Raw genomic sequence first — 23,740 nt, 5'->3', positions numbered from 1 at the left:
GCGAGAATCGGCGGGTACAACACCTGACCTTGGAGACGGACACCATGGCGCACACCCCGGTCAACCACCCGCTGCGGCCTCTCTACCGCGCGCTCACCTTCCTCGCCGGCGCCTACCTGGTCGTCTTCGGCGTTCTCGGGATCATCCAGACCTCCGGTGAGAGCTTCACCGGCGCCAGCGACGTCCGCGTCCTCGGCCAGGGCACCAACCTGCTGTGGTCGATCCTCGCCCTCATCGTCGGCGCCATCGTGGTGGCCACCGCCGCGCTCGGCCGCAACCTCGACGTCGAAGCCAACAAATATCTCGGCTGGGCGATCCTGGTCATCGGCAGCTACGAGCTCGCCACCAGCCGCACCGACGCCAACTTCTTCGGCTTCACCATCGCCACGGTCGTCGTGACCTACCTGGTGGGCCTCATCCTGATCACCGCCGGGCTCTACCTCAAGGTCGCGCCCCAGTCCCAGGCCGGCGCGCCGCGCCAGGTGCGCGAGGGCCGCACGGCCTGACCGCGCCCTACCCCAGTCCACCGCTTCTTCGCGTTCCTCGCCGGGGCCCACCTGGCGCTCTTCGGCGCCATCGGCCTCGGCGTGACCGGTTCCTCCACCGCGGCGTGATCGTGCTGGTCGTCCTGGGCCTGAACGTGCTCGCCGCCGGCCTCCACGGCAAGATCGGCGCGCCCGCCTCTTAGCGGATCTTGCGGGTCAGCAAGGTGGGCTTCGCCTCCAGATGTGACAGGCCGTTCCACGCCAGGTTGACCAACTGGGCGGCCACCATCTCCTTCTTCGGCTTCCGCGCCTCCCGCCACCACTGGCCGACCAGCGCCACCATGCCTACCAGCGCCTGCGAATAGAGCTCCGCGAACTTCGGATCCAGATCACGGGTCTTGAACTCGGCCGCCAAAATGTGCTCGACCTGATGGGCGACATCGTTCATCACACTCGAGAACGTGCCCGCGGGCGCCAGCACCGGCGACTCCCGCACCAGCACCCGGAAGCCGTGCGGCTCCTCCTCGATGTAATCCAGAAGAGCCAGCGCCGCCTGCTCCAGCAACTCCCGCGGGTGACCCGCGGTGAGCGCGGCCGTGATCCGGTCGAGCAGCGCCCGCACCTCACGGTCGACCACCACCGCGTACAGGCCCTCCTTGCCCCCGAAATGCTCGTAGACCACCGGCTTGGACACCTTGGCCCGGGCGGCGACCTCCTCCACGCTGGTCGCGTCGAAACCACGCTCGGCGAAGAGCTGACGGCCGGTGGCGATCAACTGCTCCCGGCGCTGAGCAGCCGACATGCGCACCCGAGGGGCGGTCGCCGGCCTTGCACGCCGCTGTCGGCCGTCGCCCTCGTCAGGATCCGTCACCCGGCCATCCTCCCAGGTGCGCTCCGACGGCATCGCCCCGCGACAACGCCGTGTGATGCATGGTCGTGATGTCGCTCAAGCCTCCGGCCCTGATCAGTAAGAGAGCGGAACGACTTGGCACATCTACATGCTTACAAACCTCAGTTGGTGCGTATTAATGTAGGGACATGGAGATGAGCACGGGGGAAGACCCGAGACGAGCAGAAGCCAGGCGGCTACGAGTGGACCCGGGGTTGTCGATCTCACAGCTGAGGAAGCACCTGGGGGTCAGTACCGGCACACTCACGGATTGGCTGCGCGGCATAACCCCGCCTGAGTGGACCAGCCGGCCCAATGCCAAGGATGATCTGCGCCGCGAGGCCGTGGAGTTGCGTAAAAAGGGTTGGTCGGTGAACGACCTAGCGATGAAGCTCGATGTCGCGAAGTCGACCGCGTACAGCTGGGTGAAGCATCTTCCGCTCGATCCCGATGCCGAGCGGGCTCGCGAGAAGAAGGCGCACTCCGACCTTATGCTTGCCGCTCGATGGGACGAGTATCGCGTCGACCGTGATCGTCGACAGAGCGACGTTTGGGCTGGTGTCGTCGGTGAAGTCGGCGAGATCACAGACCGGGATCTTCTCCTGGGCGGCGCACTGGTCTACATGTGTGAGGGTGCGAAGTCGAAGCCCTGGCGGCGGCTCGATCGATTGACTTTCATCAACAACGACCCTCGCCTTCACTGCCTGTTCCTGCGCTTCCTGCAAGGGCAGGGTCGCGAGGTCGACTCACTGCGTTATCGGGTGCAAATTCACGAGAGCTCAGACGCCGAGGTCGCAGGTGACTGGTGGGCCGAGCGCCTTGGGCTCCCCCGCGAGTTGTTCCAGCGGCCGACCATCAAGCGACACAACCCGTCGACCAAGCGAGCGAACACCGGTGACGACTATCACGGTTGCCTCGTCATCTCAGTGCCGCAGTCAAGGGAGCTCTACTGGAGGGTGGAGGGTGTGATGGAAGCATTCGATGCCCGGAGATAGTAGATTCTGCCAAGCGGGCGTCAGGCGCTAGTGTGACGACCGAACCAGTCGGCCGTAGTGAAATGGCATCACCCTCGGTTTTGGTCCGAGTATTCCGGGTTCGAATCCTGGCGGCCGAGCATGCCCTGTGGATGGGTCCGGGCTTCCGGACCCACCGGGCGGTTGTCGCCGCTCGACTTGAGTGACTACTGCGAACACGGGAGTACCGCGTGAGTCAGGCCCCTCGTCGTACGGTTGTTGTTCTTGCTGCCGGGGAGGGCAAGCGGATGAAGTCCGCTACTCCCAAGGTGCTGCATCCGATGCTGGGGCGCACCCTGCTCGGGCACGTGCTGACCGCCTCGTCGGCCGCCGGGGCCGAGCAGACGGTGGTCGTCGTCGGGCACCGGGCCGACCTGGTCGAGGCGCACCTGGCCGAGGTGGCGCCGGCCGTCACGCCGGTGTTGCAGGCGCAGCAGAACGGCACCGGTCACGCCGTGCGGATCGCGCTCGAGGCTCTGCCTGAGGCCACCGGCACCGTGGTCGTGCTCAACGGTGACGTGCCGCTGCTGCGGGCCGAGACGGTGGGCAACCTGATCGAGGCGCACGAGTCGGGCGCGCGCGGGGCGACCGTGCTGGCGGCCGAGGTGGCCGATCCGACGGGTCTGGGCCGCATCGTGCGGGACGGCGCCGGCAATCTGGAGCGGATCGTGGAGGAGCGTGACGCTTCGGCCGAGGTGCGCGCCATCCGGGAGATCAACGCCGGCATCTACGCCTTCGACGCCGTTTCCTTGCGGGAGGCGTTGGCGAAGCTGTCGACCGACAACGATCAGGGTGAGGAGTATCTGACCGACGTTTTCGGCATCTTGGCGTCGGTGGGTCACCCGGTCGGGGTCTTTGTGGCGCCGGACGCGGACGAGACTTTGGGTTGCAACGATCGGGCCGAGCTGGCGAGCCTGCGGGCGCTGTTGCGCGACCGGGTGAATGAGGCGTGGATGCGGGCGGGGGTGTCGATCCTCGACCCGTCGACCACGTGGATCGATGTCACGGTGCGGCTGGAGCCGGATGCTGAGATCGATCAGAATTCGCAGCTGCTCGGCGAGACGACCGTGGGTGCCGGGGCGATCGTCGGGCCGGATACGACGTTGATCGACACCACGGTGGGTGCGGGCGCGGTGGTGCTGCGGACGCATTCGATCGGGGCGCAGATCGGGGCCGAGGCGACGGTCGGGCCGTTCTCGTTCCTGCGGCCGGGCACGCGGCTGGGGCGTAAGGCCAAGGTGGGCGGTTTCGTGGAGACGAAGAACGCCGAGCTGGGCGAGGGTGCGAAGGTGCCGCATCTTTCGTACGTGGGGGATGCCACGATCGGGGCGAAGGCCAACATCGGCGCCGGTACGATCTTCGCGAACTATGACGGGGTCACCAAGAGTCACACCACGGTGGGTGAGGCCGCGTTCGTCGGGTCCGACACCGTGCTGATCGCGCCGGTCGAGGTCGAGCCGGGCGCTTATGTGGCCGCGGGCAGCGCGATTCAGAAGGATGTGCCGGCGGGCAGCCTGGGTGTCACCCGGGCGCCGCAGCGCAACGTGGAGGGCTGGGTGGCGCGCCGCCGGGCGGGCACGGTGTCGGCTGCGGCGGCCGAGCGGGCGCTGGCCGAGAAGGACGCGGCCGGCGAGGTCAGCACGGCCGAGTGACCGACTGCCGGGCGAACTCGCGGCGGGTGCGGTTAGCTGGAGGCGTGGGCGGTCGTCTGGCGGGTATCCGACAGCGGAATTGATCGCCTCTGAGCTGGAGTGATCCGGCGAGGGTGAGGCATCCCACCCGGTGGCCGCGGAACGTGGCGGGAATGTGGCCGCGGGGGATACTTCACGGGAATCACATCCCCACCCCCTCGATCCAACGGGAGTAGCGAGCCGATGGGCAGCATCGTCGCGGAGAACCGTAAGTCTCTGATGCTTTTCTCCGGGCGGGGTTTCCCGGAGCTGGCGGAGGAGATCGGCCAGGTGCTCGGCGTCGCGCCGACTCCCGCCGATTCGTACGAGTTCGCCAACGGTGAGATTTTCGTCCGTTTCAAGGATTCGGTCCGTGGTTCGGACGCGTTTGTCGTGCAGTCGATGACCGAGGGTGTCAACCGCTGGGTCATGGAGACCCTGATCATGATCGACGCGTTGAAGCGCGGGTCGGCCAAGCGGATCACCGTCGTGCTGCCGTTCTATCCGTATGCGCGGCAGGACAAGAAGCACCGGGGCCGGGAGCCGATCTCGGCTCGGCTGGTGGCCGATCTGCTGAAGACGGCCGGGGCCAACCGGATCCTGACGGTGGATCTGCACACCGCGCAGATCCAGGGTTTCTTCGACGGCCCGGTCGATCACCTGTTCGCGATGGACATCTTGGCCGAGCATGTGGAGAAGAAGTTCGCCGGCCGGCCGTTGACCGTGGTCGCGCCCGATTCGGGCCGGGTGCGGGTGGCCGAGCGGTGGACCGACCGGTTGGGTGGTTGCCCGCTGGCGTTCATCCACAAGACCCGGGATCCGTTGAAGCCCAATCAGGTGGTGGCCAACCGCGTGGTCGGTGAGGTCGAGGGCCGGGTCTGCCTGATCGTCGACGACATGATCGACACCGGTGGCACGATCACGAAGGCGGCCGACATCCTGTGGGACGAGGGTGCGGCCGATGTGATTGTGGCGTCGACGCACGCGTTGTTGTCGGATCCGGCGACCGAGCGGTTGAAGAACAGCCGGATCAGCGAGCTGGTGGTGACCAATACGTTGCCGTTGCCGCCGGAGAAGCGCCTCGACAAGATCACCGTGCTGTCGATCGCGCCGCTGCTGGCCCGGGCGATTCGTGAGGTTTTCGACGACGGCTCGGTGACTACGCTGTTCGGCGGGCTCAGCTGACGCGGGAGCAGGTTTTGTGATCTGCGTGGCTGCGTATTTTGCCCGTTTTACGGCGTGGTGCGCCGAAGATTTCCCGCCGCGGGGTGCATCGTGCGGGTGAAGTTCGCGGTCGGTGCGGGACCACGCCGGACCCGCTGATGGGTGCACGCGTGCGGAAGGTAAGATAGAGCGGTTGCCACGGCGAGGGTGTCCCGCGGTCTGCTGAGGTTCGCAGCCATTTCGGGGGCACCGTGATCGACGCGGTGCTCCGGGCCTGTGCCCAGCGCGCCCCCTTGCCCGGCAGCGCCGACGACGGCCTCCAGCACCGACGGCGGCCGCTTGCTTGCACATACTGCCGGACCGCTTGCCCGCCGACTTAGTCGCAGCCCGATCCAAGAGTTTCAGGAGTTTCCCCGTGTCCGAGGTAAAGATCAGCGCCGAGCCCCGCACCGAGTTCGGCAAGGGTGGTGCCCGCCGCACGCGCCGGGCCGGTTTGGTGCCCGCCGTGCTTTACGGCCACGGCGAGAAGCCGGTGCACATCGCGCTGCCGGCTCGTGAGTTCGCGGCCGCCATCCGGCACGGTGGACTCAACACCGTGTTCACCATCGACATCGTCGGCGCCTCGGGTGCCACGCTGGCCCTGCCCAAGGCCATCCAGCGTGACCCGATCAAGGACACCTACGAGCACGTCGACCTGATCATCGTCAAGCGTGGCGAGAAGGTCCAGGTCGACGTCCCGGTGACGCTGGTCGGCGAGGCCGCCCGCAACACCCTGGTCGTCAACGAGTCCAACACGCTGGCCGTGGTGGCCGAGGCGATGCACCTGCCGTCCGGTTTCGAGGTGTCGATCGAGGGCCTCGAGGCGGGCGCTCAGATCACCGCCGGCGATGTGCAGCTGCCCACCGGCACCGAGCTGGCCGTCGAGCCCGACTTCGTGCTCGCCATCGTGTCGCAGGCGCAGACCGCCGAGCAGCTCGAGGGTGACACCGAGGGTGGCGAGACCACCGAGGGCGAGACCGCCGAGGCCGCGCCCGCGGAGTAGTAGCGGGAACCGCCAAGTCGGCGTACGAGCAGTGACCGGGGAAAGTGCCGCTGAGGCACTTTCCCCGCAGTCGTGTCTGGAGGAGTGAGTGGGCGACGAGTCGCCGTGGCTGGTGGTCGGTCTCGGTAATCCGGGCAAGGAGTTCGCCGGCAACCGGCACAACGTGGGTTTCATGGTGGCCGATCTGCTGGCGTCGCGGGTGGGCGCCAAGTTCGGCCGGGCGAAGCGTGCGCAGGCCGAGATGGCCGAGGGGCGTCTCGGGTTCGGGGGTCCGAAGCTGGTGTTGCTGAAGCCGCTGACCTACATGAACTTGTCCGGCGCGCCGGTGGTCTCGCTGGCCCAGTTCTTCAAAGTGCCGGTGTCGAACGTGATTGCCGTGCACGATGAGCTTGATGTTCCGTTCGGGCAGGTACGGGCCAAGCGTGGTGGTGGTGAGGGTGGCCACAACGGACTGCGGTCCATGTCGAAGTCGTTGGCGAGCAAGGAGTACGCGCGGGTGCGGTTCGGGATCGGCCGCCCGCCGGGCCGGCAGGACGCGGCCGACTATGTGCTCTCCGACTTCTCCTCCGCTGAGCGCAAGGAACGGGACTTCCTGGTGGATCGCGCGGCCGATGTGGTCGAGGCGATCGTGCTCGAGGGCGTGGAGTGGGCGCAGAACAAATACCACGGCGGTTGATGCCGCGGGGACGAAACCTCTAGATCATTTGGGCGGTTTTGTCCGTCCCCTGATCCCGTGACGCTCTTGACTGTCCGACCGTTGGTCAGACGTATGCACCGGATCGGTGCAAAAGCGACCGGCGTTTGGGGGAGGTTCGGGGTGCAGCAGAAGCTGTCCGCGCAGGAGGCGGTGCTGTCCCAGCCGACCGTGCTGTTGCCGGCGATCCGGCCGGTCCGCCCGCCGGTGCACGCGCCGGACGGCTTCGGCTGGGCCAATCATCCGCCGGCCAACCCGGGTCCCACCCGGACGAGGATCCCGGCGCCGGTGGCCCCGATGAGCCCGCCGCCGGCCGGGACGATGTATCTGAGCCCGGTGGCTCCGGGGCGGCCGGCCTCGCCCAACCGGCTGGATCAGCCAGGCGGCAAATCCGACAATGCGCCGCCGGCCACCACCCGGGGCCGCCCCGACCTGACCCGGAATCAGGCGGTCGACCGGCACTGGTCGGACCGGCCCAACAAGTCGGCGGCGGCCCGCCCGGCCGCGCGGCCCTTCATCCGGGTGCGCGGCCGCCACGCCGCGATGTCGCGCCGTCAGCGCTGGGAGCGGCAGTACGTGCGCTCGCTGGTGCTCTGCGATCTGGTGGCCGGTACGGCGGCCGGCGCGGTCACGTTCGGGCTGCGCTTCGGCGACGAGGTGACGAGCTACAACCGCGCCTACATGGTCCTGTCGGCCCTGCTGCCAGTGCTGCTGCTGGCCGTGCTGGCGGTCTCGCGGGCCTACGAGCGGCGCTACCTGTTCGTGGGCACCGACGAATATCAACGGGTCTTCCGCGGTGGGGTCGGGCTGATCGCCGGTGCCGCCCTGGTGTCGTACGCCCTCGATCTGGACCTGGCCCGCGGCTATGTGCTGGCCGCCCTGCCGACGGCGATAGGCACCGCGGTGGTGCTGCGTTTCGCCTTGCGCAAGCGGCTGCACCTGTCCCGGGCCCGCGGTGAGAGCCTGCGACGGGTGATCCTGGTCGGGCACGAGCTGTCGGTGATCGGCATGTCCCGGCAGTTGCGGCGCGAGCGCTACCACGGGCTCGAGGTGGTGGGCGCCTGCCTGCCGCCCGGGCACGACGGTGTCGGGGTGGGCGGATCGCAGGGGCTGGCCGTCTATGGCTCGTTCGACGACGTGGCCGGCGCGGTCGAGCAGGCCGACGCCGACACGGTGGTCGTGCTGAGCTGTCCCGAGCTCGACGGTGAGGCGCTGCGCCGGCTGGCCTGGCGGCTGGAGCGCGACGAGGTCGACCTGGTCGTCGCGAGTGCCCTGGTCGACGTGGCCGGGGCCCGTACGACGATCCGCCCGTTCGACGGCCTGCCGATGCTGCACGTCGAGCACCCCCGCCTGCACGGCGGATCGCGGCTGGTCAAGGAGGTCTTCGACCGGCTCGGCGCCCTCGCTCTATTGATGGTCTTCGGTCCCTTACTGCTCACCATCGCCCTCTGTGTGCGATACACCTCACGCGGGCCGGTACTCTTTCGGCAGGTGCGGGTCGGTCGTGACGGACGGTTGTTCCGCATCTTCAAGTTCCGGAGCATGTTTGTGGATGCCGAGGCACGGCTCGCCGAGCTGCGGCATCTGAACGAGCACGACGGTGTGCTCTTCAAGATGCGCGACGATCCGCGGGTGACCCGGGTCGGCCGCTATCTGCGACGTTTCTCGCTCGACGAGCTGCCGCAGCTGCTGAACGTGGTGCTGGGGCAGATGTCGCTGGTCGGACCGCGACCGCCGCTGCCCTCCGAGGTGGCGGCGTACGCCGACGACGTGCGGCGCCGGCTCGCCGTCAAGCCGGGCATGACAGGCCTGTGGCAGGTTTCCGGACGTTCGGACCTGCCGTGGGAGGAAGCGGTCCGGCTCGACCTGCGCTATGTGGAGAACTGGACACTCAGCTTGGATCTGGTGATCCTGTTGCGCACCATGACCGCAGTGGTGCGGTCGTCCGGAGCGTACTGAACTTGGGGAGTGGCGAGAGAATGGGCGAGCAGACAGAGACGTCGGCGCGCGTGGCCTCCCAGCGGGAGAGCGGCGACGGTGGCATCCCGCCGGTGAACGACGCCGCCTTCGCGCGCTGGCTGGCCGACCGGGCCGGGCAGGTGCTGCTCCAGGTCCGCCAGGACATGGGCTTCGCCGACGGCAAGGCGCTCAAGGCGGCCGGCGACAAGGCCGCGCACCACCTGATGCGGGCCGAGCTGGCCCGCTGGCGCCCGGCCGACGCGGTGCTCTCCGAGGAGGACGACCACGCGCGTGACGCGTGGCGCGAGGGCGAGCACCAGACCGTACGCCCCGAGCGGCTCGGCGCCTCGCGCGTCTGGATCATCGACCCGCTCGACGGCACCCGGGAGTTCTCCGAAGAGGGCCGCCCCGACTGGGCCGTTCACGTGGCCCTCTGGACGGCCGACTGCTCGAGCCCGTCGTGCCTGGCCGCGGGCGCGGTCGCGATGCCGGCCCAGCACCGGACGATCGCCACCGACCACGCCCCGGCGTACCCGCCGATGCCGCTCGACGCGACCGCCCGGCCGATCCGGATCGCCGCCAGCCGCACCCGGCCGCCGGCCTTCGTCACCGCGCTGGCCGGCGACATCGGGGCCGAGCTGGTGCCGATGGGCTCGGCCGGGGTGAAGATCGCCGCGGTGATCAGCGGCGAGGCCGACGCGTACGTCCACGCCGGCGGCCAGTACGAGTGGGACTCGGCCGCACCGGTCGCTGTGGCATTGGCCACCGGCCTGCACGCTAGCCGGATCGACGGATCTGAGCTGAAATACAACGAGGCCGACCCTAAGTTGCCGGACCTGGTGGTGTGCCGTAAGGATCTCGCTCCTCGGTTGCTTGCAGCGTTGCAGCGTCACCTTCCGTCAGAATGACGGTTGTCTAAGGGCAACACAGCCGCAACCCCCTGAGAGGTCTGGAGCCCATCAAGATGAGCCAGACGAAGCCGTACCGTGTCTCGCACCTGGATGCCCTGGAAGCCGAGAGCATCTTTGTGATGCGCGAGGTCATGGCCGAGTTCGAGCGTCCCGTCCTGCTCTTCTCGGGCGGCAAGGACTCGATCGTGATGCTGCGCCTCGCCGAGAAGGCGTTCGCCCCCGCGCGCATCCCGTTCCCGGTCATGCACATCGACACCGGCCACAACTTCCCCGAGGTGCTCGAGTACCGCGACTCCCGGGTCGCCACCCTCGGGCTCAACCTGGTGGTCGCCAGCGTGCAGGAGGCGATCGACAGCGGTCACGTGCGGGAGCTGCCCGACGGCACCCGTAACCGCATCCAGACCCCGGTGCTGCTGGCCGCCGTCGAGAAATACCGGTTCGACGCCCTGTTCGGGGGCGCGCGCCGCGACGAGGAGAAGGCCCGCGCCAAGGAGCGGATGTTCAGCTTCCGCGACGAGTTCGGCCAGTGGGACCCGAAGAACCAGCGGCCCGAGCTGTGGGGCCTCTACAACGGCCGGCACCACCCCGGCGAGTCGATCCGGGTGTTCCCGCTGTCCAACTGGACCGAGCTGGACATCTGGCACTACATCGCCAAGGAGCAGGTCCCGCTGCCGAGCATCTACTACGCGCACGACCGTGAGGTCGTCGAGCGCGGCGGGATGTTCTACGCGGTCAACGAGTTCATCCGGCTCAAGGACGGCGAGACCTCCGAGGTGCGCCGGGTCCGTTACCGCACGGTGGGCGACGCCTCGCAGACCGCGGCCGTGCTGTCCGAGGCCGACACGGTGGACAAGGTGATCGACGAGGTCGCCGCCACCCGGATCACCGAGCGCGGCGCCACCCGCGGCGACGACAAGGTCAGCGAGGCCGCGATGGAAGACCGCAAGCGAGAGGGTTACTTCTGATGAGCCAGGCCGTCCTGGAGAACGAGGCGGCGCCGGCCGCCCGCATGGACCTGCTGCGGTTCGCCACCGCGGGCAGCGTCGACGACGGCAAGTCGACCCTCATCGGCCGTCTGCTGTACGACACCAAGACGATCTTCGCCGACCAGCTGGAGGCCGTCGAGGCGGCGAGCGCGTCCCGCGGCGACGAATACACCAACCTGGCGCTGCTCACCGACGGTCTGCGGGCCGAGCGCGAGCAGGGCATCACGATCGATGTGGCCTACCGCTACTTCGCCACCCCGCGGCGCAAGTTCATCATCGCCGACACCCCGGGGCACATCCAGTACACCCGCAACATGGTCACCGGTGCCTCCACCGCCGACCTGGCGCTGATCCTGGTCGACGCGCGCAAGGGCCTGGTCGAGCAGTCCCGCCGGCACGCGTTCCTGACCTCGCTGCTGCGGGTGCCGCACCTGGTGCTCTGCATCAACAAGATGGACCTGGTCGACTGGGACAAGGCCGTCTACGACCGGATCGCCGACGAGTTCACCTCGTTCGCGGCCAAGCTCGAGATCGGCGACCTGACGATCATCCCGGTGTCGGCGCTCAACGGTGACAACATCGCCTCGCGCTCCGAGAACAGCCCCTGGTACGACGGCCCGTCGCTGCTGCACCACCTCGAGCACGTGCACATCGCCAGCGACCGCAACCTGGTCGACGTGCGGTTCCCGGTGCAATACGTGATCCGTCCGCAGTCGACCACGGTGACCGACTACCGCGGTTACGCCGGCCAGGTCGCCTCGGGCGTGCTCAAGCCGGGCGACGAGGTCCTGGTGCTCCCGTCCGGCATGACCAGCACGATCGCCGGCATCGACACCGCCGATGGCCCGGTCGACGAGGCGTTCCCGCCCATGTCGGTCACGGTGCGGCTCAACGACGAGATCGACATCTCGCGCGGTGACCTGATCTGCCGCCCGCACAACGCCCCGGCGGTCGCCCAGGACATCGAGGCGATGGTCTGCTGGATGGACGAGACCGCCCCGCTGCGGGTCGGCGGCAAATACGCCATCAAGCACACCACCCGGACGGCCCGCACGGTGATCCGCGGCCTGCAGTACCGCCTGGACGTCAACACACTGCACCGTGACGAGCAGGCCGGCGAGCTGCAGCTCAACGAGATCGGCCGGGTGCGGCTGCGCACGACCGTGCCGCTGCTGGCCGACGAATACCGGCGGAACCGGACGACCGGCGGCTTCATCCTGATCGACGAGAGCACCAACCGCACGGTCGGTGCCGGCATGATCATCGAGGCGCAGTAGGCGGCAGCATCGTCGCCCAGACGACCTTTCCCGTACGAGTCGGCAGGGTGCCCCAGGCCACCGCGAGCTCGGTGACCACGCGCAACCCGCGGCCGCGCTCGTCGAGCGGCCGGTCACGCCGGACCCGTCCCGGTTTGATCAGCCGGGGCGGGTCGGTGACCCCGTCGGCCACACTGAGATGGATGCCCTCGCCGCGCAGGCTGACGACCACCGTCACCTCGGTCCGCGCGTGCTCGATCGCGTTGGTCACCAGCTCCGACATCACCGCCCGGGCCGGGTGCAGCAGTGCGCTCCGGTCCCAGGCCAGGCAGGCGTCGCTGACCAGGTTGCGGGCGATGCTCGGGGAGTCGGGCTCGGCGGGCAGGGTGAGCACGAGCCGCTCGGTCAGCGGCAGCCGGCTGGCGATGGCCACCCGGGCCTGCCGGACGCGGGCGTAGACCGGCAGGAAGCGCCGGGCACCGAGGCGCTGCATCCGATCGGCCAGCGGGCGCTCGGGCGGGATGCAGAGCGCCACCTGCACCGGCGGGGTCATCGCGGCCGCCGTGCGCCGAGCGGTCACCCAGGTGGGGGCGCTCACGCCGGCGGAGTCGTCCAGCCCGGAGAGGTCCACGATGAGTGCCTCGGGGTGCTCGGCCAGGCACTTGTGCACCAGCTCGGTGGTGCGCTGCCACAGCGCCCGGCTCCAGGCACCGTCGACGGTCAGGAGCACCACCGACGCATCGTCGTCGCACTCGAGGTGGACAGTGGGTTGCTTCCCCGGCAGACACGCTGCGCTCCTGGACATGCGACCACGGTAATCGCCGATACCGGTGTTTCCGGCTCGCCTTAGCTCCGCCGGGTGATCGGCTTTAAGTACTGCAACGTTGTATAGTCCTTCTCCGTGCCACCTGGGCTCAAGGACGTCGCCGCGCGGGCCGGTGTGTCGATCAAGACGGTCTCCAATGTCGTCAATGGTTATGTGCACGTCGCCCCGACCACCCGCGCCCGTGTCCAGGCCGCGATCGAGGCCCTCGGCTACGTGCCCAACATCGCCGCCCGGCAGCTTCGCAGCGGCCGCTCCGGGGTGATCGCGCTGGCCGTGCCCGAGCTCCAGTCGCCCTATTTCGCGGAGATCGCCGGGCTGATCGTGCAGGCCGCCGAGCGTCGATCATGGACGGTGCTGATCGATCAGACCGACGGGCTGGCCGAGCGCGAGCGGGACCTGGTCGAGGGTCTGCGCCGGCACGCCATCGACGGACTGATCTTCAGCCCGCTGGCGCTGGCCGGCGAGGAGCTGGCGCTGCGCGACGGCACCCCGATGGTGCTGCTCGGCGAGCGCGTCTGGCACGGGCCGGCCGACCACGTGGCGATCGACAACACCGCGGCCGCGGCCGACGCGACCGGGCATCTCACCGCGCTCGGCCGGCGGCGGATCGCCGCGATCGGGGTGCAGGACAAGCCGTCGGCGGTGACCGCCCACCAGCGGCTGGCCGGCTACCGGGCCGCGCTGGCCGAGGCCGGGCTGCCCATCGACACGGCGCTCGAGATGCCCGCCGAGGGCTTCCACCGGGCCGACGGGGCGGCCGCGATGGCTCGGCTGCTCGACACGGACTCGCCGCCGGACGCGGTGTTCTGCTTCAACGATCTGCTCGCGCTGGGCGCACTGCGGACGCTGTTGTCGCGGGGGATCCCGGTGCCGGACGACATCGCGGTGATCGGCTTCGACGACATCGAGGACGGGCGGTTCTCGACGCCCACGCTGAGCACGATCGCGCCCGACGCGCCCCGGATCGCCCAGCTCGCGGTCGACCTGCTGGCCGAGCGCCTCGGCGAGGGGTCGACCCCGTCGGGGGCGCCCCGGGAGCTGCGCGTGGATCACCGGCTGGTGGCCCGCGAGAGCACCGGCGCCTGACGTCGTTTCGAGAACGTTTCGGGATCTTTACCGCCGTCTCTTTACAACGATGAATGCAACGTTGTAAAAAAGGTGTCATGGCAGTGGCGCAGCTCACCTTGGACCCGGCCTTCACGATCGCCCCCGTCGACCGGCGGCTCTTCGGCTCGTTCGTCGAGCACATGGGGCGATGTGTCTACACGGGCATCTTCGAACCCGGTCATCCCTCCGCCGACGCCGACGGTCTGCGCGGCGACGTGCTCGACCTGGTGCGCGAGCTCGGCGTGACCATGGTCCGCTACCCGGGCGGCAACTTCGTCTCCGGCTACCGCTGGGAGGACGGGGTCGGCCCGCGCGGCGACCGCCCACGACGGCTCGACCTGGCCTGGCGGGCCCTGGAGAGCAACGCGTTCGGGCTCAACGAGTTCATGCGCTGGTCGTCGCTGGCCGGCGTCGAGCCGATGATGGCCGTCAACCTGGGCACGCGGGGCATCGAGGCGGCCGCCGAGCTGGTCGAGTACTGCAACCTCGCCGAGGGCACGGCCGCCTCCGACCTGCGCCGCAAGCACGGCGTCGCGCAACCCCACGACGTCCGGCTGTGGTGTCTGGGCAACGAGATGGACGGGCCCTGGCAGATCGGCAGCCTCACCGCCGACGAGTACGGACGGCTGGCCGCTCGCGCCGGGCACGCCATGCGCCGGGTCGACCCGAGCATCGAGCTGGTCGCCTGCGGCAGCTCCAACTCGGACATGCCGACCTTCGCCGCGTGGGAGGCCACCGTCCTGGAGCACGCCTATGACCAGGTCGACTACATCTCGCTGCACAGCTACTACGACCCCGAGAAGCACGACGAGGCCAGCTTCCGGGCGTCCGCCGTCGACCTCGACGGCTTCATCGACAACGTGGTCGCCACGGCCGATCACGTCCGGGCCCGGATGCGCCGCCAGAAGCGGATCAACCTGTCGCTCGACGAGTGGAACGTGTGGTACCAGTCGCGGTTCACCGAGCCCGAGGACCGGGCGATCGAGGACCTGCCGGCCCTGATCGAGGACGACTACAACGGCACCGACGCCGTGGTGGTCGGCAACCTGCTGATCAGCATGCTGCGGCACGCCGACCGGGTGACCGTCGGCGCGCAGGCCCAGCTGGTCAACGTGATCGCGCCGATCCGCACCCGGGCCGGCGGCGAGGCCTGGCGGCAGACAATTTTCCACCCGTTCGCGCATACCGCCCGCCTGGCCCGGGGAACCGTGCTGCGCCCCGCCGTCACCTCGCCGGACATGACCACCGGCCGTTTCGGTGAGGTGCCGGCCGTCGACGCCGTGGCCACCCACGACGAGGAGTCCGGCGCCCTCACCGTCTTCCTGGTCAACCGTGGCACCGAGCCGGTGCCGCTCGCCGTCGACCTGCGCGCGTTCCCGCGCCACCGCCTGCGGCAACACCTCACCCTCAGCGCCGGCAACCCCGAGCTGACCACGCTCTCCGTGGACCACAACGACGAGATCCTCCTACCTCCCGTCTCCTGGCACGCGCTGTGCCTCACTCCCGAGGAGTCCTGATGAATATGCATTTCACCCGCCGCGGCCTGATGGGCCTAGGCGTCGGCGCAGGTGGAGCAGTGCTCCTCGGCGCGTGCGGCGACAGCGGTCCGAACGACAAGGTCACCGGCGGTGGGCAGAACGCCGCGCCCGCGGCGACCGCGTACACCGGGCCCAACGTGGCGCTGGCCTTCTGGAACGGCTTCACCGGCGGTGACGGTCCGTTCATGAAGAAGCTGGTCGACCAGTTCAACACCGAGCACCCCAACATCAAGGTGTCGATGAACACCTACCAGTGGGCCGACTACTACCAGAAGACGCCGGCCGCGGTGGCCACCGGCAACGGCCCCGACGTCGGCATCATGCACGTCGACCACGTGTCCACGAATGCCGCCCGCGGGGTCATCCTGCCGCTGGAGGACCTGGCCAAGGCCCTGAACTTCAAGGCCGAGGACTTCTCGCCGCCGGTCTGGAACGCGGGCGTCTACAACAACACCCGCTACTCGATCCCGCTCGACGTGCACCCGCTCGGCTTCTTCTACAACAAGGCCGTGATGGAGAAGGCCGGCCTCGACCCGGAGAAGCCGCCGACGAACAACGACGAATACCAGGCGGCCCTGGAGTCGATGAAGGCCAAGGGGATCCAGGGCGACTGGGTCACCCCGTTCGAGTTCACCGGCAGCATGCAGTTCCAGTCGCTGCTCTGGCAGTTCGGCGGCAACCTCTTCGACGACCAGGGCACCAAGGCGCTCTTCGCCGAGCAGCCCGGCGTGCAGGCCCTGACCTGGATGACCGACCACGTCAAGAACGGCTACAGCCCCAAGAACGTGGCCCAGGACGCCGATCTGGTGGCCCTGCGCAACGGCAAGAACGCGTTCAACTGGAACGGCATCTGGACCATCAACACGCTCAAGGAGGACAAGAACCTCCAGTGGGGCGTGGCGCCGCTGCCGCAGATCGGCTCGCAGAAGGCGGCCTGGGCCGGCTCGCACCAGTTCGTGCAGTTCAAGCAGAAGGCCAAGGACGACAACAAGCTGGCCGCGGGCAAGGTCTTCATCAACTGGATCAGCCAGCACTCGATCGAGTGGGCCCGCGGCGGCCAGGTGCCGGCCCGCGCCGAGATCCGCAACGGCGCCGACTTCAAGGCGCTGCCCGAGCAGTCGGCGATCGGCTCGCAGATCGACGACCTGCACTTCCTGCCGCCCAAGCCCGGCATCGCCGACGTGATGGCGACCGTCGTCACGTCGATCAACGAGGCTGTCCTCGGACGCAAGGAGCCGGCCAAGGCGCTGTCCGACGGCGCCGCCAAGGCCAACCAGCTCCTGGAGCAGAACGCCAAGAAATATGGCAGCTGAGACCGCACTTTCCCGTACGCCGCCGGCGCAGGCAGGGGAGGCCGGCGCCGGCGGCCGGGTGCGCCGGACCGGACCACTCACGGCGTACCTGTTCCTGTTGCCGTACTTCGTCGTGTTCGCCACCTTCGTGCTGGCGCCGGCGGTCTACGGCCTGTGGATCAGCCTGCACGACTGGGACTACCTGCTGCCGGGCAAGCCGTTCGTGGGGCTGGACAACTACAAGGCGTTGTTCGACTCGAACTCGGCGGTCTACAGCTTCTGGTGGGAGAGCCTGACCGCCACCGGCATCTTCACGCTGTTCAGCGTGCCGCTGCTGCTGTCCATCCCGCTGCTGCTGGCGCTGCTGCTCAACCGCAGCTTCAAGGGCCGCACCTTCTTCCGGGCGGTCTACTTCGCGCCGTACGTCCTCGGGGTCGCCGTGATCGGTGTGCTCTGGCGTTTTGTGCTCGACCCCAACCTGGGCGTGGTCAACTCCGTGCTCGGCGCGATCGGGCTGCCCGGGGACACCCCGTGGACGACGGCGCTGCCCTGGGCCTGGGTCACGCTCGTCGGCGTGACCGTGTGGTGGACGCTCGGCTTCAACGCGGTGATCTATCTGGCCGGTCTGCAGGACATCCCGCGTGAGCTCTACGAGGCGGCGCGGATCGACGGCGGTGGCAAATGGGCCGAGTTCCGGCACGTGACACTGCCCGGGCTGCGGCCGGTGCTGCTGTTCGTCACGGTCAACACGGTGCTGGTGTCGGCCAACATGTTCGGCCAGTCCTACCTGATCACCCAGGGCGCACCGGGCACCGAGACCCGGACGGCGATCATGTACATCGCCCAGGTCGGCCTGAGCGACTACAAGATGGGCAGCGCCGCTGCCATGAGCTACCTGCTCACCGCGTGCCTGCTGGTGATCAGCCTGATCGTGTTCCGGCTCTTCAAGGAGAAGGACTCATGAGGCGCGTCCGGCCCATCGCCTGGTACACCGTCCTGATCGGACTCAGCCTGGTCTTCATCGCGCCGCTGGTGTGGATGCTGCTGACCGCGTTCAAGACCCCCGGCGAGGCGACCCGCGTGCCGCCCACGGTGCTGCCCCAGGAGCCCACCACGGGTGCCTTCGACACGCTGCTGGGCAACGACCAGACGCCGGTGCTGCGCTGGTTCCTCAACAGCGTGCTGGCCGCCACCGGCCAGGCGGTGCTGGTGCTGGCGGTCGCGTCGATGGCCGCGTACGCCCTGGCCCGGCTCGACTTCCGGGGCAAGAAGCTGATCTTCGGCATGATCATCGCGACGCTGTTCATCCCCAGCTTCGTGCTGATCATCCCGAACTTCCTGATCGTCGACCGGTTCGGCATGCTCGACACGCTGTGGGCCCTGATCATCCCGGGTGCGGCCGGCGCGTTCGGCGTCTTCTTCCTGCGGCAGTTCTTCCTGAGCCTGCCCAAGGAACTGGAGGAAGCGGCCGTGCTCGAGGGGGCCAACTCGTGGCAGATCTTCACCCGGGTGGTGCTGCCGCTGTCCAAACCGGCCCTGGCCACGCTGGCCGTGATCAGCTTCCTGACCAACTGGAACGACTTCATCTGGCCGATCTATGTGCTGTTCAGCCCCGAGCAGTTCACGCTGCCGCCCGGCCTGGCCATCCTGCAGGGCGCGTACACGATCAACTACCCGGTGATCATGGCGGGCGCGCTGGTCGCCAGCATCCCGGTGCTGCTGCTGTTCATGGTGGCGCAGCGCTACGTGATCGAGGGTGTCTCCCGTTCCGGCCTGAAAGGATGATCATGCGACGTCTGACGGCCGCGCTCGCCGCGGCGATCACTCTCGTCGGCCTGACCGCGTCGGCCGCGCAGGCCGCACCGGGCGGCCCGCGCAACCCGATCTCCGCGAGCTTCGCCGACACCTTCGCCGACCCGGTGATCGTCCGGGGCGACGACGGGTACTACTACGGCTACGGCACGTCCGACCCGCTGCGGGAGGGCGAGAAGGTCGCGCACCGGATCCCGATGGCGCGCTCGACCGACCTGAAGAACTGGAAGTACGTCGGTGACGCGTTCGGCGACCTGCCGCCCTACGCCGCGTCGAACGCCTCGCTGTGGGCGCCCGACGTACGCAAGATCGGCAACCGGTGGGTGCTCTACGCGACCGTGACCGAGACGACCACCGCCCCCGGCGCCTCGGCGATCGGGGTGGCCACCGCACCGAAGCCGACCGGCCCGTGGACCTGGGCGCCGCAACCGGCGGTGCCACCGCGCGCGGCTCCCGGCGGCGGCTGGTGGTGGACCTTCGACCCGTCCCAGCTGACCACTCCGGACGGTAAGAAGTACCTGTACTACGGCAGCTACTTCGGCGGCATCTGGGTCAGCGAGCTCACCGCCGACGGCCTGCGGATCACCGGTACGCCGGCCCGGGTCGCCGTCGACAACAAGTTCGAAGGCGCGTACGTGGTGCGGCGCAACGGCTACTACTACCTGTTCGCCTCGTCGGCCAACTGCTGTGCCGGCCCGACCACCGGATACTCGGTGTCGGTGGGGCGGTCGCGCAGCCCGCTCGGCCCGTTCACCGACCGCGACGGGCTCCGGCTGGACGCCTCCCGGGCCGGCGGCACCCCGGTGATCGCGCCCAACGGCAACCGCTGGGTCGGCACCGGCCACAACGGACTGATCACCGACCAGCGTGGGCAGGACTGGTTCGTCTATCACGCGATCGACCGCAACGACCCGTACCTCGACGAGCCGTACGGCATCAACGAGCGCCCGATGCTGATCGACCGCCTCGACTGGGCCGGCGGCTGGCCGACGGTCAACGGCGGTGCCTGGGCCTCCGACCCGCGCGACGCCCGCCCGGCCCCGACCCCGAAACCGGGGCGGTTGCTGTCCGCCTTCTCCGACGAGTTCAGCGGTGCCCAGCCGGGCTGGAGCTGGGTTCGCCAGGACCCGGCGGCGACCGTCAGCGGGGGAGCGCTGCGCTGGCCCGTCCAGGGAGCCGACCTCACCGGCACCGGCAACGACGCGGGCGTTCTCCTGCGGACGGCTCCCAAGGGCAAGTGGGTCGCCGAGACGAAGCTGACGCTGCCGCTCGGCGAGGACGTCGTGCGCAACTATCAGCAGGCCGGGCTTATCGCCTACGCCGGCGACGACCTGTTCGCACGCCTCAGCGCGGTCGCGATCTGGAACACCCGGCAGGTCGAGTTCGGCAAGGAGATGCCGTTCGCGGACGCCCTCTCGTACGGCGGGACGATCGCCGGCACGCCGGGCCTCACCACGACGTGGCTGCGGCTCGCCCACCGGGTCGACCCGGTCAACGGCGAGCACGAGTATCGCGCCGGGGTCAGCCGCGACGGCCGGCACTGGACGTGGGGCGGGGTGTGGACCCTGCCCGCCGACAGCAACCCGCGGATCGGTCTGGTCGCCCACGGCGGCGCCGAGCCGGCGGTCACGGCCACCTTCGACTATCTGCGGTTCTACCAGTGGTGAGGCGGGCGCTGCTGGCCGCGGCCCTGCTCGTCGGGGGCTGCACAGCAGCGGCCGAGCCTCAGGAGGAGACACCGGTGACTTTCATCAACCCGGTCCACACGGACAACTTCCCCGATCCGGGGGCGCTGCTCGTGGGGGACACCTGGTACGCGTACGGAACGAACGGCCCGACCGAGAACGTGCCGCTCCTGACCTCGCCCGACCTGGTCACCTGGACGCCGGCCGGGGACGTGCTGCCCGAGGTGGGCAAGTGGGCCGAGCGGGGCAACACGTGGGCCCCCGAGGTCAGCACCGGTCCGGGCGGTAAATATCTGCTCTACTACACGGCTCGCTCGACCGCGACCAACCGCCAGTGCATCGGGGTGGCCGTCGCCGACAAGCCGGAGGGCCCGTTCACCGACGACGCCGGCAAGCCGCTGATCTGCCAGGCTGACGAGGGCGGGTCGATCGACGCCAGCCCGTTCACCGACGAGTCGGGTGAACGCTGGCTCTACTGGAAGAACGACGGCAACGCGATCGGGCAGCCGACGTACCTCTACGGCGCCCGCCTCAGCGAGGACGGCCGCTCGCTGACCGGCGAGCCGAAACAGCTGCTGGTCAACGACGCCGGCTGGGAGGCCCACGTCATCGAGGCGCCGCAGATGGTGCGCCACGACGGCAAGCTGTACCTGTTCTACTCGGCCAACGCCTTCGACAAGGAGGAGTACGCGCTGGGCTACGCGACCTGCGAGGGCCCGCTCGGCCCGTGCGTCAAGGCGGCGGAGAACCCGATCCTGCACACGTCACCGGCCGCGGCCGGCCCCGGGCACGGCTTCCTGGTCACCACCCCGGCCGGCGAGTCGTGGTTGCTCTACCACGCCTGGCCACCCAGCGCGGTCGGCAGCGTCGCACCCGGCCGGCAGCTCTGGCTCGACCGGGTCGACTGGGTGGACGGCCGCCCCGTGGTGAAAGGACCGACCGCCGACCCACAACCGGCGCCGCGCTAGGACTTGTCGTCGCGGGTGGTGGCCTCGTCGATCGCCTCGCTGATGGCTTCGGTGAGGTCACCGGCGGGCACGGCGATGCTCTCGCCGAGGCCCTCCCCGGTGCCGCGCTCGGGCTCGGGTGCGGTCGCTCCGCCGGCGAAGCCGAAGTCGTTCGGCTCGTCGTGCTCCTGCTCGCGGCCTTCGTTCTGTGAAGTCGTCATGCCCACCGGTTACCCGGTGGGCATGACGTTAAAGCCGGGTGGCGCCCGGTCCCGCGGTGACGGTCCAGGCCGTCGGGGGTGTGAAGCCCTCGCCGGCGTACGCCTCCTCGACCGCCGCGGTGACCTCGGCCGCCTTGTCCGAGTCGATCAGGGCCAGCACGCAGCCGCCGAAACCGCCGCCGGTCATCCGGGCGCCGTACGCACCGACCTGCAGAGCGGTCTCGACCGCGAGGTCGACCTGGCGCACGGTGATCTCGAAGTCGTCGCGCATCGAGACGTGTGACGCGGTCAGCAGCGGGCCGATCTCGCGCACCCGGCCGGCGTGCAGCAGCTTCACCGTCGCCAGCACACGGTCGTCCTCGGTGACGATGTGCCGCACCCGGCGGCGCATCACCTCGTCGTCCAGGCGGGCCAGGGCGTCGTCGAGCTGGTCGCCGGTGATGTCGCGCAGGGCGCGCACCCCCAGCAGGCGGGCCGCGTCCTCGCACGACTTGCGGCGGGCACCGTACTCCCCGTCGACGTGCTGGTGCGGGGCGTTGCTGTTGATCACCAGGATGGCCAGGCCCTGGGCGGCCAGGTCGAACGGGATCTGCTCGACCTCGTACGACCGGCAGTCCAGGAACAGCGCCCTGCCCTCCTGGCAGCGGATGGACGCGGACTGGTCGAGGATGCCGGTGGGGGCGCCGACGTAGACGTTCTCGGCCCGCTGGGCCAGAGCCGGGCGCTTCTCGAGCGGCACGTCGAGGCCACCGAGATCGATCAGGGCGGTCAGCACCGACGACTCGAGCGCGGCCGACGACGACAGGCCCGAGCCGAGCGGCACCTCGGAGGCGATGGCGATGCGCGCGCCAGGCACCTGGTGGCCCGCGTCGGCCAGCGACCAGACGACGCCGGCCACATACGCCGCCCAGCCGGTCACCTCGCCGGGCTCGGTGAGCCCGAAGCTGACTGGCTCGTCCTCGAAGGTCGAGCACACCGTCCACTCGCCGGCCGGGGCCGGGCCGACCGCCGCGATCGTGCGCTGCGGCAGGGCGAACGGCAGGACGAAGCCCTCGTTGTAGTCGGTGTGCTCGCCGATCAGGTTGACCCGGCCGGGGGCCGCCCACAGACCCGCGGGCTCGACGCCGTACGCCTTGAAGAAGGCTCCGGCGGCGTCGTCGGTGATCATGCGACGTGCTTGCGGTAGAACGCCCAGGCGTCGCCGATCATGGCCTGGAGCGTGTTCTTCTCCGGCACCCAGCCGAGCTCCTCGCGGGCCCGGGCCGACGAGGCGACCAGCGTGGCCGGGTCACCCTCGCGGCGCGGGGCGATCTCGACCGGCAGCTCGGTCCCGGTGACCTCGCGGGCCACCTCGGCCACCTGCTTGTTGGAGAAGCCGTTGCCGTTGCCCAGGTTGTAGATGCGGTGCTCGCCCGGGGTGGCGGCGTCGAGCGCGAGCAGGTGGGCCCGGGCCAGGTCCTCGACGTGGATGTAGTCGCGCACACAGGTGCCGTCGATCGTGGGGTAGTCGTCGCCGAAGAGCTGCAGTTTCTCGCGCTTGCCCGCGGCCACCTGCAGGGCGATCGGGATGAGGTGCGTCTCGGGGTCGTGCCGCTCACCGATCTCCTGGCTCTCGCGGATGTAGGCTCCCGCGACGTTGAAGTAGCGCAGCGAGACCGCGGCCAGCCGGTGCGCGAACGCCTCGGAGGTGAGCGCGTGGTCGAAGGTGAGCTTGGTGGCTCCGTACGTGTTGGTCGGGGCCTTGACCGCGGACTCGGTGATCGGCAGCTCGACCGGGTTGCCGTAGACGGCCGCCGTGGAGGAGAAGATGAAGCGCGGGACCCGCGCGGCGCGAACCGCGTCGAGCAGGGCCAGCGACTTCACCACGTTGTCATGCCAATACAGCTCGGGCTTGCTCATCGACTCGCCGGCCGCGATCAGACCCGCGAAGTGCAGCACGGCGTCGAAACCGGCGTCGGGCGTCAGCACCTGGGCGGCGTCGCGGATGTCGGCCTCGACGAAGGTGGCCTCGGGCGCGACGGCCTCGCGGAAGCCGGTGACAAGGTTGTCGAGGACGGTGACCTCATGGCCGGCGTCCAGAAGCAGCCGGCTGGTGACGCTGCCGATGTAGCCGGCACCCCCGGTGACGAGCAGTTTCACGGCGTTACCCCTTTGCTGAGTTGCTTCCCATAGTTCCACCAACTTCGCTCAAAAGTCAACATCTTCAAACATCAGCGGCCCGGGTACGGGCGGTTCGCGAAGAC

The 23,740-nt window shown here is 69.3% G+C and carries 22 protein-coding genes and 1 tRNA gene; 18 read left to right on the top strand and 5 right to left on the bottom strand.

Annotation, left to right across the window (positions count from 1 at the left end):
- The first annotated feature begins 44 nt into the window (after nt 1–44).
- Nucleotides 45–506: a DUF4383 domain-containing protein gene (locus tag NAG42_RS03615; RefSeq protein ID WP_250028348.1), complete on the top strand. Its 462-nt coding sequence runs from the start codon at nt 45–47 to the stop codon at nt 504–506.
- Nucleotides 507–684: 178 nt separating this feature from the next.
- Here the strand turns inward: NAG42_RS03615 and NAG42_RS03610 are convergent, their stop codons facing one another.
- A complete protein-coding gene (locus NAG42_RS03610; RefSeq protein ID WP_250027857.1) occupies nt 685–1,287 on the bottom strand; it encodes a TetR/AcrR family transcriptional regulator in 603 nt (200 codons plus the stop codon).
- A 236-nt stretch (nt 1,288–1,523) separates the two neighbouring features.
- Between NAG42_RS03610 and NAG42_RS03605 the strand changes: the two genes are divergently transcribed.
- The 10 genes from NAG42_RS03605 to NAG42_RS03560 all read left to right on the top strand — a co-directional run bounded on the left by NAG42_RS03605 (nt 1,524) and on the right by NAG42_RS03560 (nt 12,090).
- Nucleotides 1,524–2,369, top strand: coding sequence for a helix-turn-helix domain-containing protein (locus tag NAG42_RS03605; protein WP_250027856.1), 846 nt, complete (start codon nt 1,524–1,526; stop codon nt 2,367–2,369).
- A 48-nt stretch (nt 2,370–2,417) separates the two neighbouring features.
- Nucleotides 2,418–2,488, top strand: a tRNA-Gln gene (locus tag NAG42_RS03600).
- 90 nt (nt 2,489–2,578) lie between these two features.
- Entirely contained in the window at nt 2,579–4,039 is a 1,461-nt protein-coding gene (glmU, locus tag NAG42_RS03595) for a bifunctional UDP-N-acetylglucosamine diphosphorylase/glucosamine-1-phosphate N-acetyltransferase GlmU (RefSeq protein ID WP_250027854.1), read from the top strand.
- A 222-nt stretch (nt 4,040–4,261) separates the two neighbouring features.
- Nucleotides 4,262–5,242 carry a ribose-phosphate diphosphokinase gene (locus NAG42_RS03590; RefSeq protein WP_250027853.1) on the top strand — a complete coding sequence of 327 codons (981 nt, stop codon included), beginning with the start codon at nt 4,262–4,264 and terminating at the stop codon, nt 5,240–5,242.
- Nucleotides 5,243–5,636: 394 nt separating this feature from the next.
- The gene (locus NAG42_RS03585; protein WP_250027852.1) at nt 5,637–6,263 is read left to right on the top strand and encodes a 50S ribosomal protein L25/general stress protein Ctc; all 627 of its coding nucleotides are present in this window, start codon (nt 5,637–5,639) and stop codon (nt 6,261–6,263) included.
- An 88-nt stretch (nt 6,264–6,351) separates the two neighbouring features.
- Nucleotides 6,352–6,939, top strand: coding sequence for an aminoacyl-tRNA hydrolase (gene pth / locus NAG42_RS03580; RefSeq protein ID WP_250027850.1), 588 nt, complete (start codon nt 6,352–6,354; stop codon nt 6,937–6,939).
- A 141-nt stretch (nt 6,940–7,080) separates the two neighbouring features.
- A complete protein-coding gene (locus NAG42_RS03575; protein WP_308201102.1) occupies nt 7,081–8,916 on the top strand; it encodes a sugar transferase in 1,836 nt (611 codons plus the stop codon).
- Between the two features lie 20 nt (nt 8,917–8,936).
- Nucleotides 8,937–9,824 (top strand): 3'(2'),5'-bisphosphate nucleotidase CysQ, encoded by an 888-nt coding sequence (locus NAG42_RS03570; RefSeq protein ID WP_250027849.1) that lies wholly within the window; start codon nt 8,937–8,939, stop codon nt 9,822–9,824.
- A 56-nt stretch (nt 9,825–9,880) separates the two neighbouring features.
- A complete protein-coding gene (gene cysD / locus NAG42_RS03565) occupies nt 9,881–10,792 on the top strand; it encodes a sulfate adenylyltransferase subunit CysD (RefSeq protein ID WP_250027847.1) in 912 nt (303 codons plus the stop codon).
- Nucleotides 10,792–12,090 (top strand): sulfate adenylyltransferase subunit 1, encoded by a 1,299-nt coding sequence (locus NAG42_RS03560; RefSeq protein WP_250027846.1) that lies wholly within the window; start codon nt 10,792–10,794, stop codon nt 12,088–12,090. Before cysD ends, NAG42_RS03560 begins: the two co-directional genes overlap by 1 nt.
- Here the strand turns inward: NAG42_RS03560 and NAG42_RS03555 are convergent.
- Nucleotides 12,074–12,874, bottom strand: coding sequence for an ATP-binding protein (locus NAG42_RS03555; RefSeq protein WP_250027845.1), 801 nt, complete (start codon nt 12,872–12,874; stop codon nt 12,074–12,076). The genes NAG42_RS03560 and NAG42_RS03555 overlap by 17 nt on opposite strands.
- Nucleotides 12,875–12,970: 96 nt before the next feature.
- On the opposite strand from NAG42_RS03555, the gene NAG42_RS03550 reads away from it, so the two are divergent.
- From NAG42_RS03550 to NAG42_RS03520, 7 genes are all read left to right on the top strand, one after another.
- Nucleotides 12,971–13,981, top strand: coding sequence for a LacI family DNA-binding transcriptional regulator (locus NAG42_RS03550; protein ID WP_250027844.1), 1,011 nt, complete (start codon nt 12,971–12,973; stop codon nt 13,979–13,981).
- Between the two features lie 77 nt (nt 13,982–14,058).
- Nucleotides 14,059–15,519, top strand: a complete 1,461-nt coding sequence (arfA, locus tag NAG42_RS03545; RefSeq protein ID WP_250027843.1) for an arabinosylfuranosidase ArfA — start codon at nt 14,059–14,061, stop codon at nt 15,517–15,519.
- Nucleotides 15,519–16,853, top strand: coding sequence for an ABC transporter substrate-binding protein (locus NAG42_RS03540; RefSeq protein ID WP_250027842.1), 1,335 nt, complete (start codon nt 15,519–15,521; stop codon nt 16,851–16,853). The genes arfA and NAG42_RS03540 overlap by 1 nt, the downstream gene beginning before the upstream one ends.
- The gene (locus tag NAG42_RS03535) at nt 16,843–17,796 is read left to right on the top strand and encodes a carbohydrate ABC transporter permease (RefSeq protein WP_250027841.1); all 954 of its coding nucleotides are present in this window, start codon (nt 16,843–16,845) and stop codon (nt 17,794–17,796) included. Before NAG42_RS03540 ends, NAG42_RS03535 begins: the two co-directional genes overlap by 11 nt.
- Entirely contained in the window at nt 17,793–18,617 is an 825-nt protein-coding gene (locus tag NAG42_RS03530) for a carbohydrate ABC transporter permease (protein WP_250027840.1), read from the top strand. The genes NAG42_RS03535 and NAG42_RS03530 overlap by 4 nt, the downstream gene beginning before the upstream one ends.
- Nucleotides 18,618–18,619: 2 nt before the next feature.
- On the top strand, nt 18,620–20,311 hold the full coding sequence (locus NAG42_RS03525) for a family 43 glycosylhydrolase (RefSeq protein ID WP_250027838.1): 1,692 nt from the start codon (nt 18,620–18,622) through the stop codon (nt 20,309–20,311).
- A 74-nt stretch (nt 20,312–20,385) separates the two neighbouring features.
- Entirely contained in the window at nt 20,386–21,297 is a 912-nt protein-coding gene (locus tag NAG42_RS03520) for a glycoside hydrolase family 43 protein (RefSeq protein WP_250027836.1), read from the top strand.
- On the opposite strand, the gene NAG42_RS03515 is transcribed toward NAG42_RS03520, so the two are convergent.
- The 3 genes from NAG42_RS03515 to galE are packed head-to-tail and all read right to left on the bottom strand — an operon-like array spanning nt 21,294 to nt 23,636.
- The gene (locus NAG42_RS03515; RefSeq protein ID WP_250027834.1) at nt 21,294–21,497 is read right to left on the bottom strand and encodes a hypothetical protein; all 204 of its coding nucleotides are present in this window, start codon (nt 21,495–21,497) and stop codon (nt 21,294–21,296) included. The genes NAG42_RS03520 and NAG42_RS03515 overlap by 4 nt on opposite strands.
- Nucleotides 21,498–21,525: 28 nt before the next feature.
- Nucleotides 21,526–22,665 carry a galactokinase gene (gene galK / locus NAG42_RS03510; protein WP_250027832.1) on the bottom strand — a complete coding sequence of 380 codons (1,140 nt, stop codon included), beginning with the start codon at nt 22,663–22,665 and terminating at the stop codon, nt 21,526–21,528.
- Nucleotides 22,662–23,636: a UDP-glucose 4-epimerase GalE gene (gene galE, locus NAG42_RS03505; protein WP_250027830.1), complete on the bottom strand. Its 975-nt coding sequence runs from the start codon at nt 23,634–23,636 to the stop codon at nt 22,662–22,664. Before galE ends, galK begins: the two co-directional genes overlap by 4 nt.
- Nucleotides 23,637–23,740: the final 104 nt, after the last annotated feature.

Source organism: Paractinoplanes maris, from assembly GCF_023544465.1.
Classification (GTDB): domain Bacteria; phylum Actinomycetota; class Actinomycetes; order Mycobacteriales; family Micromonosporaceae; genus Actinoplanes; species Actinoplanes maris.
The sequence above is the reverse complement of the archived record's forward strand: the minus strand, read 5'-3'. Positions and strand labels throughout refer to the sequence as shown.